Consider the following 13629-nt stretch of genomic DNA (forward strand, 5'->3'; position numbering starts at 1 on the left):
AAATGCCCTCGTGATATGGTTTCCGACCGGCTCGCGCTGCGCTCGCCGCTTTCCTTTTCCCCGCGAGTGGGGAGTGGGGGAGGCGCCGAACGCTCGGCCGGAAACCTGATGACAGCGTGGAGAGAGAGCCGAGTTGACGCGCAAGCCAGACGAAGTCCCAGCCGAGCTGATGCAGGAACTCGCGACCCTGCCGGTGTTCTACGCTCTCGAAGGGCGGCGCGTCGTCGTCGCCGGCGGCTCCGATGGCGCGGCGTGGAAGGCGGACCTCGCCGCCGCGGCTGGCGCGCAGGTCGATGTCTTCGCGACGGAGCCTTGTCCGCGCCTGAAGGCGGTCGCCGCGGCGCGGTCGCATCTCACGCTGATCGTGCGTGGCTGGCGCGCCGATGATCTCGCCGGCGCGGCCATGGCGCTCGCCGTCATCGAGGACGACGCCGAGGCGCAAGCGTTCCGCGACGCCGCCAAGGCGCATGGCGTTCCCGTCAATCTCACCGATCGGCCGGCGCTCAGCGATTTTCTGATGGGCGCCATCGTCAATCGCTCTCCGCTCGTGATCGGCGTCTCGACCAGCGGCGCAGCGCCGGCTTTCGCACAGGCGGTGCGCGCCCGCGTCGAGACGCTGATTCCGGCGAGCTTCTCCGCCTGGACGAAAGCGGCGCGCGCATGGCGTCCGCGCGTGATGGCCTCGGGGCTCGATTTTTTCGCGCGCCGCGATTTCTGGCGGCGTTTTACGCGCGAGGCTTTCGCGCGCATCGAACATGCGCCGCAGGACAGCGACCTCGACGCTCTGCTCGAGGAGACGCGCCGCGCCGACGAAGCTTCCGCGCGGGGCCGCGTCACACTGGTCGGCGCCGGGCCGGGCGATCCCGAGTTGCTGACGCTGAAAGGGTTGCGCGCGCTGGTCGGCGCCGATGTCGTTCTCTTCGACGATCTGGTGCCCGCCGCCGTGCTCGATCTCGCGCGGCGCGAGGCGGTGCGCATCAATGTCGGCAAGCGCGGCTATGCGCCTTCGGTGAAGCAGGAGGAGATCACCGCTCTCTTGGTGAAGCTCGCCAAGGAAGGCAAGAATGTCGTGCGCCTCAAGGGCGGCGATCCGATGATTTTCGGCCGCGCCAATGAGGAGATCCAAGCCATTCGCGCCGCCGGCCTCGAGGCGGAGATCGTGCCCGGCGTGACGGCGGCGCTCGCCGCGGCGGCGGCGCTCGAAGTTTCGCTCACCAATCGCGACACAGCGCGCCGCGTGCAATTCGTCACCGCGCATACGAGCGACGGCAAATTCCCCGAGGACATAGATTGGCGCGCGCTCGCCGACAGCCGCGCGACGACGGCCGTCTATATGGGCAATCGCACGCTTCCCGCTCTGTCGAAGCGCCTGCTCGAGGAAGGGATGGACCCTGCGACGCCGGCTTTTCTGGTCGAGCGCGCCAGCACGCCGCAGCAGCGCATCATCGCCGGCACGATCGGCGATCTGCCGCAGCGCGTCGCGCAGGAGACGCTCGAAGGACCTTGCCTCGTTTTGATCGGCGCGACGCTGCGCGGCTGAGCCGTCAATATTTGAACGACAATGTCGCCGAGATCGAGCGCGGCTCGCCACGAAAGAGCGCGCCGCCGGAAGTAAAATTCAGCCGATCGGTGAGATTGCTGGCGCTCACATCGAGCTTCCAATGCTCGTCGAAACGATAGCCGAGCGTGGCGCCGAGCATCTGCTGCGGCGCGAGGTGGCTGCGCCACGTCTTGCGTGCTGAAGCCATGCGCGGCGCCGTCGAACAGAGTGAGCCCGCCGGGAAAGCCGCGCATCACGAAGCCCGGCGAATAGCCGGAATCGGCGACCGACGCATTGACGAAGACGCCCGCGACGTCCTTGCCGAGACTCTTCGCCTTGGGCGCGCCGCTGTTCTTGGCGTCGTCTCGCGCGCGCGCCTGCGCGGTAGCGCTATCTTCCGTCTGCTCTTCGCCGAGAGCGAGCGCCGGTAGCGCGAAGACCGAAATCATCGCCATGTCGCGCAGGCTTCGACGCAGACGATAGGATGAAAGCGCGTTCGACAGCGCGCCTCGCCCTTCGCTCAGAGCCGAGAAAAACAATGGTTCTGCGCGCGTCGCCGGAGAATAGGCGTCGGAACGAAACCTCACATGAACCTCACGACGACGCTCGCCCCGAACAGAGCAGCCGCTCTCTTATAACGCACTCTATTTCGACTCCTATCGCCAATCTGTCATGATACTTTCGCGAGACTTCTCTGGAGGTCGTGCGCGGACGAATGCGCTTTGCGCGCGCTTCTTCCACCAGATATAGACGCCGGTGACGGACAGCATGGCGATGACGAGGCCGAGCGCGCAGACGAAGATGCGATAGGGCAGGCCGAACACGCTCGCCATATGCAGAGCGACGAGCCGAGCGGTGATCGTGTTGCCGGAGCGCCGGCCGGTCAGAAGACCCGCGATCGTCGTCGCCGATCTCGTCGATAATGCGGTCGGTCGGCTCAGCGCAGCGCGTCGGACAGCGCCTCGAGGAAAGCGTCGCCATATTGCGCGAGCTTGTGCTCGCCGACGCCTTGCACGCGGCGCATCTCGTCGAGCGTCGCCGGGCGGCGCGACGCCATCTCGATCAGCGTGCGATCGGGGAAGACCATATAGGCGGGCAGGCCGGCGTCGCGCGCCAGCTCCAGGCGCTTTTTCTTCAGCGCCGCCAGCACGCGCTCCTCCTGCTCGTCCAGCGGCGTCGCGCGCGGCGCCTCGCCGCGCTTGCCGCGCGGCGCCTTCGCTGTCAGCGGATCGCGGCGCAGCGAAATCTGCGCTCGGCCGAAGAGAATATCCTCGCCCTTTTGCGTCAGGTGAAAGCCGCCATGCTCCGTGCTCGCCAGAGCGCGCGCCGCGAAGAGCTGCCGCAGGATCGCGCTCCAATCCTGCTTGGAGCGATCCTTGCCGACGCCGAAAGTCTTTATGGAGTCATGGCCGTTGCGGCGCACCGCCTCGCTCGCCTCGCCGATGAGAATATCGGCGAGATAGCCGGCGCCGAAGCGCTGGCCCGTGCGCATGGCGGCGGAAAGCGCCTTTTGCGCATCCACCGTGCCGTCATAGACCTGCACCTGGCCGAGACAGACGTCGCAGCGTCCGCAGGGCGGGCTCTCCTCGTCGAAATAGGCGAGCAAGGTCTGGCGCCGGCAGGAGGGCGTCTCGCAGAGCATTGCGAGGGCGGAGAAGCGGTCGTGCTCTATGCGCTTGCGCTCATCGGCGACGTCTTTCTGATCGATCTGCCGGCGGCGGAAGGCCATGTCGTCGAGACCGTAGAGCGTGAGCGTGTCGGCCGGCAATCCGTCGCGGCCGGCGCGGCCGATCTCCTGATAATAGGATTCGACGCTGGACGGCATGTCCGCATGCGCGACGAAACGCACGTCCGGCTTGTTGACGCCCATGCCGAAGGCGATCGTCGCGACGGCGATGATTCCGTCCTCTTGCAGGAAGCGATCCTGATTGCGATTGCGCAGCGTCTGCTCGAGCCCGGCGTGATAGGCAATGGTCTCGTGGCCCTGCTCGGCGAAATAGGCGGCGAGCTTTTCCGTCGCGTCGCGCGAGGAGCAATAGACGATGCCGCTCTCGCCGCGATGCTTGTCCAAAAAGCGTTGCAGCTGGCGGCGCGGACTGTCCTTGGCGGCGAAATTGAGCGCCAGATTGGGCCGATCGAAGCTGTGAAGAAAAACATGCGGATTGGTCTTGAACAAGCGCTGGGCGATATCGGCGCGCGTCGCCTTGTCGGCGGTGGCGGTGAGGCCGACGACTTGCGCGCCGAGCGTCGCCGCCGTCGCTCCGAGCTCGCGATATTCCGGGCGGAAATCATGACCCCATTCGGAGACGCAATGCGCTTCGTCTATGGCGAGGCGCGCTGCGCCGGCGCGTTGCAGCTCGGCGATGAGGCCGGGCATGACCAGCCGCTCCGGCGAGACGAACAACAGCCGCAATTCGCCGGAGCGAATGCCGCGGCGCGCCTCGTCATTCTCGGCGGCGTCGTTCATGGAATTGAGCGTCGCCGCCGGCACGCCATAGGCGCGCATCTGCCGCACCTGATCGCGCATCAGCGCGATGAGCGGCGAGACGACCACGGTGAGCTTGCCGTCGACGAGCGCCGGCAGCTGATAGCACATGGATTTGCCGCTGCCCGTCGGCATTATGGCGAGCACAGGCTCGCCGGCCAGCACGGCGGCGATGATCTCCGCCTGGCCGGGCCGGAAGTCCTCATAGCCGAACACGGATTTGAGCAGCGCGCGCGCCTGCGGGGGGAGGGAGGGCATGGGGAGGAGTTAGCACGCCGGGGGACGGGGCGCGAGGGCGGTGCGGCGGGAGTCCGATTTCGGCCAAAGGAGACGATCCGTCACATTGTTCGCCACAATATGGGCGATCATTCTCCTGACCGCGGTTTCGCGTTCGATTTGCTTGCTTCTCGAGGATTTTGTTTCATGCTCATGAAATTCGACAATCACCTGCCGCTCGCCGCCCTCGACGTCATCGGCGCCGGCCAGACCGGCGGCTGGGGCAAGATCGCTATTTCGGTCGAGGCGCGCAGCGTCAAATATGCCGATGCGGTCGCCGCGCCGGCTTCGCCCAACGCCTGGTGCTATATTCGTCAGGGCTCGCCGCAGGAGCGCGCCGCCAGCCTGGAGAATTATCTCGGCCCCATCGTCAATGTCACGCGCGGGCGCCCGCTCGAGGTGGTCTGGATCAACCGAATCGGCTCCATGCCGGCGGAAAAGCCCGGCGACGCGCGCTCGCTCGCCATGCCGCCGATCGATCCGCCGCCCATGGATCTCGCCGAGGACATAGACCAGTATAAATCGATGAATTATCCGGTCGGAGTCGTCGCCCATCTGCACGGCGCCAAGGCGCGGCCGGATTCCGACGGCTGGCCGCTGAGCCCGGCGAGCTTCGAGGGCAATCCTTATGGAATGCCGGCCTATCGTTCCTATTGCTATCCCAACGACCAGCGCGCGGCCATGCTGTGGTTCCACGATCATGGCATGGACAATACGGCGGTGCAGGTGCACGCCGGCCTCGCGGGCCTCTATTTCGTGCGCGACAATTCGGACACGGAGCTCTTTCATCTCATCGGCGACGAGACGCAGGAATTGCCGCTCGTCATTCAGGACCGCTGCCTGAACGCCGACGGCGCCGGGGTGAGCTATCTGAAGGGCGTGCCGCTGCAAAAGGATCCGGCGACCGGCAAGCGCTCCTTCATTCGGCCGGAATTTCTCGGCGACACAATTCTCGTCAATGGCCGGCCGTGGCCGCACGCCCACGTCAATCCGAAGATCTATCGCCTGCGCATCCTCAACGGCTCCAACGCGCGCAGCTATGCGCTGACGCTCGCCGATCCCGACGGCAAGATCGGCGGCAAGATCTGGTATGGCGATCTTCTCACCGCCATCGGCAATGACGGCGGCCTGTTCAGCCGCGGCGAGAAGCTCGAGGAGCTGGATTATCTGCTGCTGGCGCCGGGCGAGCGTCTCGACGTGCTGCTTGATCTCACGCAAATCGACAATGACGTTCTCGGCTCTCTCCATCTCGTCAATCTGTCGATCGCGGGCTATGACCCGGCGCAGCCGGAGCAGGAGCCGATCTTTCAGAACGACGCCAATTCCGTCTTCGCGCCGGGAACGCCGGAGGCGCTGAAGGCGATCGCCTTCACGCAAAAGAGCGACGGACCGCATGCCGATCTGCCGCTCGCCAATGTGATGGAGTTCCGCATCGTCGACGCCGCGCATACGCATGGGGCCGGGGGCGCCGCTGCGCCGGCGGCGCATCACGCCGTGACGCAGCCGCCGCTCGATCGCGTCACGCTCGACAAGATTTTGCTGCGCTACGCCGATGACGAGAGCTTCCGCTGGGACGCCAGCAAGCCCGCATTGACGCGCGCCAACGCCGATGCGTCCGTGGTGCGCAATCGCTTCGTGCTGCTGATGAATGACACCGCCGGCAAGGCCGATGTCGAGCCGGTCAGCCCGATCACCGGCGGACCCTGGCGCGACACGCAAATGTGGGAGCTGCGGCCCTCCACCGCGCCCATAGGCGACGCCAGCGCCTTCACCGTGCCCTTCGACGCCAAGCTGGCGACGCCTTGGGAGGAGGGCCAGCCCGCGGCGGGCGTCGCCTATCAGGTCTCGCGCGCCTTTTTCTTCGAGCCCGCCGATCCCAATCCGCCCCATGCGGCGCGTCACGCCGATCCGCTATGGCCGCTCGCGACCGACAATGTCGATCCCGCCGGCTATCCGCCCATCTATCGCTACGCGCATCTCTATCGGCACAATCCGGCGGCGGGGCGCGCCGTCATCCGCCCGCGAGAGGGCAGCTATGAGCGCTGGTATGTCGCCAATATCGGCAATAATCAGGCGCATCTCGCCGAGGGCGTGCCCGATATGCATCCGTTTCACATGCATCTGGTGAATTTCGTCGTGCTGCGGCGTTTCCGCCTGCGCAAGGACGCCGCCGAGAACTCGGTCTTCGCGCGCATAGAGCGGCGGCTCGATTTCGATGGCGTCGTAAGGCACGATACTGTGCGGATCCAATCCAACGAGCTGGTCGAGCTGCTCGTGCATTTCCCGCGCGGCTATACCGGCGTCTATCCCTATCATTGCCATCTGGTGGAGCATGAGGACATGGGCATGATGCTGCATTTCGACGTGCAGCCCCAAGGCGCGCCCTGAGCCTCGCCTCGGCGCGGCGCCGATTCGGGCGCCGCGCTCTCGAGGCGAGACGCCCGGCCGCCCCGCTGGCGCAAACGCGTCAAAAAAGCGCGGGTTTCCGCCGTAGCGGGGAAAAGGCGTTGCGGAGCGGGGCGGTTTCGCCCACCATCGCGCCATGCCGCTCGGACCCTATCCGCCCGAACTTTTGACCACAGCGCAAATGGCGCGCGCCGACCGCCTCACCATAGAGAGCGGCGTCGCCGGCATGGCGCTGATGGAGAAGGCCGCCGCCGCCATAGCCGCGGCCGCCACCGCCTTTCTGGTGAAGACGGCGGGACGGCGCGTGCTGGTGCTGTGCGGGCCGGGCAATAATGGCGGCGACGGCTATGTCGCTGCGCGCATATTGCGCAGCCAGCGCTTCAAGGTGCGCGTCGCCGCGCTCACGCCGCCGGACACGCTCAATGGCGACGCGCGCTTGGCCGCCGCGAGCTGGGACGGCCGCGTCGAGGACGCCGCCACTTGCGATTTCAAAGGCGTCGATCTCGTCATCGACGCTTTGTTCGGCACCGGTCTCGCGCGTGATCTGGACGGGCCGACGGCGGAGCTGATCCTGCGCCTCAACGCTTGGCGCGAGGAGACCAAGCAGAAGATCATCGCCATCGACATTCCGTCCGGCGTCGACGGCACCAGCGGCGCCATTCGCGGCGTCGCCGTGCAGGCCGATTCGACGGTCACTTTCTTCCGGCTGAAATGCGGGCATCTGCTGCTGCCGGGCCGGCTGCGCTGCGGGACCATCTCCTGCGCCCATATCGGCATAAGGTCGAATGTGCTGGAGAAGATCCAGCCGCAGACCTTCGTCAACGAGCCCGCCGCCTGGCGCGACGCTCTGCGCCTGCCGAGCGTCGAGGGCCATAAATATGCGCGCGGCCATGCGGTGGTGGTCTCGGGCGGCGCCTCGCATACGGGCGCGGCGCGGCTCTCGGCGCTGGCGGCGCTGCGCGGCGGCGCCGGGCTCGTCACTCTGGCGACGCCGCAGGAAGCTTTCGCCATCAACGCGCCGGCGCTGACCGCGGTGATGCTGCGCGTCGCCGACGGGCCTGCCGGGCTTGCCGCTCTGCTCGAGGACAAGCGCAAGAATGTCGTCGCGCTGGGGCCAGGGCTCGGCGTCGGCGAGGCGAGCTGCGCTCTGGTCGAGGCCGCGCTCGCGCCGTCGAAGGAGCGCCGCGCGGCCGTGCTCGACGCCGATGCGCTGACCAGCTTCGCGCTCGCGCCGGATCGTCTGCGCGAGGCGATTCGCGCTGCGCCGGGCCCGGTCGTGCTGACGCCGCATGGCGGCGAGTTCGCGCGGCTCTTTCACGGCCAGCGCTGGGAGCGCACGATCAGCGGCGCGCCCATCTCCAAGCTCGAACGCACGCGCGACGCCGCGCGCGATATCGGCGCCACCGTGATTTTCAAAGGGCCGGACACTGTCGTCGCCGCGCCGGACGGGCGCGCCTCCATATTGGCGGAGGCTTCGCCCTGGCTCGCCACAGCCGGCTCCGGCGACGTTCTCACCGGCATTGTCGCGGGTCTGCTGGCGCAAGGCATGGAGCCTTTCGCCGCCGCCTCCTGCGCCGTGTGGATGCACGCCGCCGCGGCGGATGATTTCGGCGCCGGCCTCATCGCGGACGATATTATCGATCGCCTGCCGGCGGCTTGGCGCCGGCTGGTTTCGATTCAGCCCTAGCTCCCTAGATAGAGAGAAGCGGAAACGATGCGCGCATTCGCGCGTTTCGCCGGGTGACGGCGGAGTGCGCATCGTCGTCTCGCATTCGCACGGTCGTCGCAACGACACGTTCACGCGCTTCAATGAGGATGCGCGTCTACCGACAAGAGGAGAGCTTTCATGTCCGATCTCGTTGTCATCGTCTATCCGACAGAAGCCAAGGCCGAGGACATTCGGCAGAAGCTGTTCGAGCTGCAGAAGGAATATGTGATCGAGATCAGCGACGCCGTGATCGCGGTGAAGGAGCCGAGCGGCCATGTGAAGCTGAACCAGCTCCTCAACACCACCGCGGCCGGCGCCGTGAGCGGCACCTTTTGGGGCGCGCTGATCGGGCTCATCTTCCTCAATCCGCTGCTCGGCGCGGCGATCGGCGCGGGCGCGGGCGCGCTCAGCGGCGCGCTCACCGATTACGGCATCAACGACGCTTTCATGAAGCAGCTCTCGGAGACGCTTCAGCCCGGCAATGCCGCTCTCTTCGTGCTGATCCGCAAGCTGACGGCCGACAAGCTGCTCGATGCGGTGAAGGGCACCGGCGGCATCGTGCTCAAGACCTCGCTCGATCACAATAAGGAGCAGGCGCTGCGCGACGCGCTCGCCGCGCATGTGTCGACAGCGGTCACCGCGCCTTCGACGCCTTGAATGCTCCGCAGCATCCGAGACGCGGTCAGCGTCTCGGATGCTGCACGTCGGCCAGCGTGCGCAGCCGTCGTCCGGCGACCGGGCCGGTGAAGACGTCGGCGCTTCTCACCACATCCGGGAAACGCAGTCCCGTCTCCGCTTCGATTTTCGTCACCGGAACCTGAAAGTTCTGGCCGGGCTCCGAGCTGTTCGGGCCTACCGGCAGCTGCTCGAAAGGAATGTTCAGAGCATAGTCCTGCTGGCTGACGATATAGGCGCTCGAGTAGAGCGTGCCCCTGCGGTCGGCGACAATGACGATTTTCCAGAAGAACTGCGGGATCAGCACGCCGCGATGCTCTTCGTCGTCGGATCGGAACAGGGGGCCGGTGAAGACGCTGGCGCGGATATCTTCCTCGTCGGTATTGTAGAGAATGAAATTCTCGAGACCCTGCCAGAGGTCGGCGCCTTGATTGAAGCCCCAATATTGGGGCGAGCAATTGGTCCAGTGGAAGGTGTCGTCGTTCGCCTGCTTGGCTTCGCGAATCGCGCCCCAGACCGGGTCCAGCCGGCGCACCAGATGGCCGCGGTCGAAGTAGTTCTTCCCCGGCACGGGCTCGTTGCCATAGAGCTCGTCGCCGATCTGCAATTCCTCGGGCAGGCGCGGGTCATAGTACCAGGCGTCGGCGCCGCGATCGAGATTGACCCATTTGGCGCCGTCTATGTTGACGGCGGTGAAGAAGGCCAGCTTACGCTTGGGATCGCCGTTGAAGACCACCGAAAAGTGCAGATAGCGCAGCACGTCGTCCGACGCGCCGGCGATCTTGGCCGGACTGCCGAAGCGCAGCGCATTGGGGCCGAGCGTCGGCAAGGGCGCGGCCACGGGGAGGAAATTCGGATCATAGCCTTTTCGGCCGTCGAAATAATTGGCCGGATGCGTGCGCCGCTTCGGAGCGCGCGCCGCTTCCAGCGCGGCCGATTGCGCGACGAGGATCGCCGGGGCGCCGATGATCGGCGGGCCGACGATGCTCTGCAAGGGCTGCGCGCCAGGAAAGGGCGCAACGCCGGATGCGTCGGCGAGCAGGTCTCCAATCAGCGTCGAGTGCGGCGTCGCAGAGGATTTGACCTGCTGCTCGAGGTCGGCGAGCAGCTTGGACACGCGCACGCCCTCATTGGCGATCCATTTGATCTTCTCGCCCGCGAGCCGCCGCGCCGCCGTCGCCGGGGCGGTCGATCCGTCGGCGAGCGTCCAATGCTCGACGCCATCGACGATCAGGCGCTCCGGCACGCCGGCGTGATGGAGGCAGACGACCTGCCAAGCGTCCGTGCACACGGGCGCGCCGGAGGAGCCGGGCGCGGTGTCCGACGAATACCAGAGGAAGTCGTCCTTCGAAGAATCTCTCTCGTCGCCATATTTGACGATCTTGTTTTCTCGCAGCGAAATGCGCTTCGTGCGCGCGTCTGGATGCTGGATGATCGTGACGTAATTGCCAGTGTCGATCTTGCCGGTGCGCGCGTCGAGACGCAGATAGCCGAAATCGGCGAGCGCGGCGCCGTCCTCGCTTCGCTCGGCGACGACGACGATCGTATAGTCGAGACGATCCCTCCGACTGGTGATGAAGCCGTCCTGCGGCGACAGGGCGAAGCGGGTGCTGCGGCGCAGCCGGCCCGAGCCGTCGAGCTCGTAACCGAACTCGATCGTCGCGCGCAGCGCGTCCTCCGGCGTGGGCAATACGTGATTATTGGTCAGCAGCAGGCGCGGGCCGATCAGAAAGCCCGTTCCCCATTCGCTCCCATTGCCGACGAGGGCCGGGGCGTTGATGCGGCACACGGCGCGCGCAGCCATGAGGCCGCGTTCGAGATAATTGATCTCGACGAGATCATTCGCGCCGATCAGCGCTTCATAGGCGTCGAAATCGACGCCCGCGCCGGCGCGCACGCGATGCACGATCTGGTCGACCACACGGGCGGGATCCGGCGTCGGATGCGGGGCGGCCTGTCCAGATCGGATCTGGTCGCGCAATTCGGCGTCGTCGAACTTCGATTCGATAATCATTTCGAGCTCCAAATAAATTTAACGATCGATATTAGCGCGAGCTCGACGATAGATTTATGACGGAAGACGGCGTCGGACGGGGCCGCTCAGGGCGCAAAGCCTTCGAAGACGATCTGATCGGCGAAGGTGAGCGCCGTCTTCGCCTGTTCCGCGCCGCGCACGGTCCATGTCGTCACCGGAATGCCGAGGTCCTCGCGGCAGCGGCGCGGAATCTCATGCGGCAGATCATGGACATTCCACGATAGAAAATCCGGCCGCGTGCGTTCGACATGGGAGAATTGCGCGAGCTCCTCGCGCTGCGCGGCGGAGAGAAAGCGCCAATCCTCGCCCTCATAGGACGCCTGCGCGACGACGCCGAGCGGCGCGCCCGCTATGCCCAGCGCGCCGAAATGCGCGCGCAGCTCCGCGATCGGCGCCGGATCGAAACTTTCGATCGCGGCGACGCCGCGATAATGCGCGACGATTTCCGCGACGCTGCGGGCGAGGGCGAGATCGCCGTCGAAACGGCTTTTGATCTCGATGAACAGCGGGACGTTTCCGCCGATCGTCGCGAGAAAATCACGGAGCGTCGGAACGCCTTCTCGCGTTCCGCGCAGGGTGAGGCGGGCGATCTCGAAATGATTCAGCGCGTCGAGACGGCCCGTCGCGTCGGTGAGACGCTCCAACGTCTCGTCGTGGAAGACGACGACCTCGCCGTCGGCGCTCGCCTGCACGTCGCATTCTATGGCGTAGCCGGCGCAGACGGCGGCGCGCGCCGCCGACAGCGAGTTCTCGACTATGCCTTTGGAGCGATCGTGCAGACCTCTATGCGCGATTTTATGCTCGGTGAGCCAGTGATAGGGAACGCCGCCGCCGCGCGTCATCGCCTACTCCACGATTTCGAAGGTTCCGTCCACTTCCACCGCCGCGTCGAGCGGAAGCTGCGCGACGCCGACGGCGAAGCGCGCATGGCGTCCATTCTCGCCGAGCACGGCGGCGACGAGATCGGAGGCGCCGTTCAGCACTTGCGGGATCTGCCCATAATCGCCGGCGCTGTTGACGAAGCCGCCGAGCCGCAAGACGCGCAATTTGGCGAGATCGCCGCCCGCCGCGACGGAGGCTTGGGCGAGAAGATTGAGCGCGCAGACGCGCGCCGCCGCCTGGCCGGCCTCGAGCGCAACCGATGCGCCGAGCTTGCCCTTATGCGCGGGATCGATCGCGCCGCCGGGGCCGACCGGCAATTGTCCCGAGACGAAGACGAGATTGCCGGAGCGCGTCCAGGGAACATAATTGGCGACGGGCGCCGCCGGGGTGGGGAGGGGGAGCCCTAGAGCCTCGAGCTTTTCGAGCGGTGTCTTCGCTGTGTCGGACATTGCGCTTTCCTTTCGTCGATCTTCGAGCGATCTCGCGTCTTCGTCCCCGACCGTAATTTGGCCAAGGTCGGGAGGCAATGCGTCGAGCGAGACTTCGCCTCGACATCTCGTTCGTCCGAGATAGACTGGTCGAGCGAGCGCAACGCGCAGCGACGACAGCCGGAGCGAAGCGAGGCGGCTCCCCTTGTCGAAGTCGACGCGAAGCGCCGGGAGACGCCGGACCCGTAACCAAACCGAGCTCGACAGAGGGAGAAAGACCCCACATGGCTCCAAAAGCGATTATCGGCGCGACGCTCGCCTGCGCCTCCTTTCTCGCGCTCGCGGCTCATGCGGCGCAGACCGACACGACCGCCACGATCGCGGCCGTCGCCGCTCAGCCACAGCTCGCGCCGCATCGCGCCGTCTATGATCTGACGCTGGCGCAGGCGACGGGCAGCAAGGCTCCGACCTCGGCGCGAGGCCGCATCGCCTTCGATTTCACCGGCTCCTCGTGCGAAGGCTGGGTGCAGAATTTCCGCCAGATCACCGAATTGCAGCCCGCGGAAGGTCCGCCGCGCCTCTCCGACATGCGCTCCGCCACTTTCGAGGCGGGCGACGGCAAGGATTTCCGTTTCCGCATCGAGACCAAGCTGGACAATGTCCAGGCCGAGGACATAGACGGCAAGGCCAAGAAGAAGATCGGAACGCCGCTCTCGGTCGATCTCGCCCGGCCCAAGCAGTCGACGGTCTCGCTGGACGGCGGCGCTCTCTTCCCTACCGAGCATTTGCGCCATATCCTCGCCGCGGCGGTCGCGGAGGAGCGCATTCTCGAGGCCAAGGTTTTCGACGGCTCCGGCGACGGCGAGAAAGTCTTCGACACGATGAGCGTGATCGGCAAGCCGAGCAATGGCGCCGTCACCGAAAAGGCCGCGCAGATCAAGGAGCTGGAAGGGCTCAAGCGCTGGCCGGTGTCGATCTCCTATTTCGAGCCGGGCAAGCGCGACGAGCAGCCGGTCTATGTTCTGTCCTTCGACCTCTACGAGAACGGCATCTCGCGCGCGCTGAAGCTCGACTATGGCGATTTCGCGCTCACCGGCGAGATGACCGAGCTCTCGCTGCTGCCGAGCCCCGCCAACTGCAAGATGTGACGCGGCCGCTCTCCCTCTTCCCGCCGGGGAGCGGGAGAGCGAGGCG

Annotated in this window: 10 protein-coding genes and 1 pseudogene; 5 read left to right on the forward strand and 6 right to left on the reverse strand. The window is 66.2% G+C overall.

Going from position 1 to position 13629, the window contains the following annotated elements; all coding sequences use genetic code 11:
- Positions 1 to 133: 133 nt before the first annotated feature.
- A complete protein-coding gene (gene cysG / locus FMZ75_RS02480; protein WP_166141191.1) occupies positions 134 to 1540 on the forward strand; it encodes a siroheme synthase CysG in 1407 nt (468 codons plus the stop codon).
- Between the two features lie 4 nt (positions 1541 to 1544).
- On the opposite strand, the gene FMZ75_RS02485 is transcribed toward cysG, so the two are convergent.
- The 3 genes and pseudogenes from FMZ75_RS02485 to recQ form a co-directional block, all read right to left on the reverse strand.
- Positions 1545 to 1748 carry a TonB-dependent receptor gene (locus tag FMZ75_RS02485; protein WP_166141192.1) on the reverse strand — a complete coding sequence of 68 codons (204 nt, stop codon included), beginning with the start codon at positions 1746 to 1748 and terminating at the stop codon, positions 1545 to 1547.
- A 448-nt stretch (positions 1749 to 2196) separates the two neighbouring features.
- Positions 2197 to 2589: pseudogene (locus FMZ75_RS21450) on the reverse strand (PepSY domain-containing protein); the annotation flags it as partial.
- Entirely contained in the window at positions 2478 to 4283 is a 1806-nt protein-coding gene (gene recQ / locus FMZ75_RS02495; RefSeq protein WP_166141193.1) for a DNA helicase RecQ, read from the reverse strand. The pseudogene FMZ75_RS21450 and the gene recQ, both read right to left, overlap by 112 nt.
- A gap of 165 nt (positions 4284 to 4448) precedes the next feature.
- Here recQ and FMZ75_RS02500 point away from each other — a divergent pair, with 165 nt between their 5' ends.
- From FMZ75_RS02500 to FMZ75_RS02510, 3 genes are all read left to right on the forward strand, one after another.
- Positions 4449 to 6689 carry a multicopper oxidase family protein gene (locus tag FMZ75_RS02500; protein WP_166141194.1) on the forward strand — a complete coding sequence of 747 codons (2241 nt, stop codon included), beginning with the start codon at positions 4449 to 4451 and terminating at the stop codon, positions 6687 to 6689.
- A 154-nt stretch (positions 6690 to 6843) separates the two neighbouring features.
- The gene (locus tag FMZ75_RS02505) at positions 6844 to 8394 is read left to right on the forward strand and encodes an NAD(P)H-hydrate dehydratase (RefSeq protein ID WP_166141195.1); all 1551 of its coding nucleotides are present in this window, start codon (positions 6844 to 6846) and stop codon (positions 8392 to 8394) included.
- A 159-nt stretch (positions 8395 to 8553) separates the two neighbouring features.
- Positions 8554 to 9072 (forward strand): DUF1269 domain-containing protein, encoded by a 519-nt coding sequence (locus FMZ75_RS02510; protein WP_166141196.1) that lies wholly within the window; start codon positions 8554 to 8556, stop codon positions 9070 to 9072.
- Positions 9073 to 9097: 25 nt separating this feature from the next.
- On the opposite strand, the gene FMZ75_RS02515 is transcribed toward FMZ75_RS02510, so the two are convergent.
- From FMZ75_RS02515 to FMZ75_RS02525, 3 genes are all read right to left on the reverse strand, one after another.
- Positions 9098 to 11104: a DNA/RNA non-specific endonuclease gene (locus FMZ75_RS02515; RefSeq protein WP_166141197.1), complete on the reverse strand. Its 2007-nt coding sequence runs from the start codon at positions 11102 to 11104 to the stop codon at positions 9098 to 9100.
- An 86-nt stretch (positions 11105 to 11190) separates the two neighbouring features.
- Positions 11191 to 11967: a glycerophosphodiester phosphodiesterase family protein gene (locus FMZ75_RS02520; RefSeq protein WP_166141198.1), complete on the reverse strand. Its 777-nt coding sequence runs from the start codon at positions 11965 to 11967 to the stop codon at positions 11191 to 11193.
- A gap of 3 nt (positions 11968 to 11970) precedes the next feature.
- A complete protein-coding gene (locus tag FMZ75_RS02525) occupies positions 11971 to 12456 on the reverse strand; it encodes a RidA family protein (protein WP_166141199.1) in 486 nt (161 codons plus the stop codon).
- Positions 12457 to 12719: 263 nt separating this feature from the next.
- Here FMZ75_RS02525 and FMZ75_RS02530 point away from each other — a divergent pair, with 263 nt between their 5' ends.
- Complete coding sequence (locus FMZ75_RS02530) at positions 12720 to 13583, forward strand: cell envelope integrity EipB family protein (RefSeq protein WP_166141200.1); 864 nt, start codon at positions 12720 to 12722, stop codon at positions 13581 to 13583.
- Positions 13584 to 13629: the final 46 nt, after the last annotated feature.

Origin of the sequence: Methylosinus sp. RM1 (assembly GCF_011378635.1) — a bacterium.
Taxonomy (GTDB): Bacteria; Pseudomonadota; Alphaproteobacteria; order Rhizobiales; family Beijerinckiaceae; genus Methylosinus; species Methylosinus sporium.

What these genes read in the sequence shown, in the direction of transcription:
- FMZ75_RS02485 (WP_166141192.1), bottom strand. Translation starts at nt 1,748, where the DNA reads ATGGCTTCAGCACGCAAGACGTGGCGCAGCCACCTCGCGCCGCAGCAG.
- recQ (WP_166141193.1), bottom strand. Translation starts at nt 4,283, where the DNA reads ATGCCCTCCCTCCCCCCGCAGGCGCGCGCGCTGCTCAAATCCGTGTTC.
- FMZ75_RS02500 (WP_166141194.1), top strand. Translation starts at nt 4,449, where the DNA reads ATGCTCATGAAATTCGACAATCACCTGCCGCTCGCCGCCCTCGACGTC.
- FMZ75_RS02505 (WP_166141195.1), top strand. Translation starts at nt 6,844, where the DNA reads ATGCCGCTCGGACCCTATCCGCCCGAACTTTTGACCACAGCGCAAATG.
- FMZ75_RS02510 (WP_166141196.1), top strand. Translation starts at nt 8,554, where the DNA reads ATGTCCGATCTCGTTGTCATCGTCTATCCGACAGAAGCCAAGGCCGAG.
- FMZ75_RS02515 (WP_166141197.1), bottom strand. Translation starts at nt 11,104, where the DNA reads ATGATTATCGAATCGAAGTTCGACGACGCCGAATTGCGCGACCAGATC.
- FMZ75_RS02520 (WP_166141198.1), bottom strand. Translation starts at nt 11,967, where the DNA reads ATGACGCGCGGCGGCGGCGTTCCCTATCACTGGCTCACCGAGCATAAA.
- FMZ75_RS02525 (WP_166141199.1), bottom strand. Translation starts at nt 12,456, where the DNA reads ATGTCCGACACAGCGAAGACACCGCTCGAAAAGCTCGAGGCTCTAGGG.
- FMZ75_RS02530 (WP_166141200.1), top strand. Translation starts at nt 12,720, where the DNA reads ATGGCTCCAAAAGCGATTATCGGCGCGACGCTCGCCTGCGCCTCCTTT.